1 protein-coding gene is annotated in these 948 nt (G+C 31.4%); it reads right to left on the reverse strand.

Annotation, left to right across the window (positions count from 1 at the left end; translation table 11 throughout):
• The coding region (locus ERK18_RS09315; RefSeq protein ID WP_187155212.1) for a hypothetical protein at nucleotides 1–948 on the reverse strand (948 nt) is incomplete at both ends.

Genomic DNA, 948 nt, shown 5'->3' on the forward strand with positions numbered 1-948 from the left:
TTAAAACTTCTTTAAGGTCATTTTGAACTGAAGAAGATAATTTATCGTATGCATTTTGTATTCGCTTCTTGGCCGCTTCAGCCATCGAACTAATATAAGCCTTTTGCGCAGTCTTATTAGCTTCTAATTCTGCCTTTGCAGTCGCTTCTGCAATAAATTTAACATTATTAATATCATTTACTGCTTCTTCTTTAATATTGTTTATTTTTCCAACATCATCTGCTTGCGTTAGTTCATCGTTTGCATCTTTAGCAATAGATTCAACTTTTTCTATATCGGATTCTTTAATTAATTCTTTCTTAACTTTCTTTGCTACATCATTAACTGTATCTAATGCAGCTGTTTTTGCAAAAAGTACTTCAGCAGTTGTGGCAAATTTATCAAATTTACTTTTGGCATTTTCAGCTATTGCCACAATATTTTCCTTAGTTCCAGAATTTTTAATTTTTTCAACAGCATCGTTCTGAGTCGCCTTTAGATCATCAATAAATTTATTAAAAGATGCTGTAACATTTACTTGCTCATCTGGAGTTAATTTATTATATGCTGACAGTACTCGACTAAATGCTGACGACATACCACTATTTACATTAGTTATATTAATGTTCCTAACTGAATCAATATCATCACTTTGACCCGTAGAATCGTCAGTCGACTGCCCTATATCAGTAGAGTCTTCTTTTTTAGTGCTTTTATCTTCATCTTGAAGACTATCATTATTTTCTAAAACATTATCAGAATCATTCTTATGGTCCTTAGTAGGTGCAGTTTCACTTAAAACTTCTGAATGGCTTCCGTCACTCTTAAAAAATGAAGTTAAGTCGGAAAAGGTAGATAATTTGATTTCTTTTTTTGATTTTTCTACTTGATTGTCATCTTTAGATAATTCGGAAGTATGTATACTATTATTTTCAGTGGTTGAATTTGCAATAGACTTGCTAGACTTAG

The sequence above is a fragment of the Lactobacillus kimbladii genome (assembly GCF_014323605.1).
Classification (GTDB): domain Bacteria; phylum Bacillota; class Bacilli; order Lactobacillales; family Lactobacillaceae; genus Lactobacillus; species Lactobacillus kimbladii_B.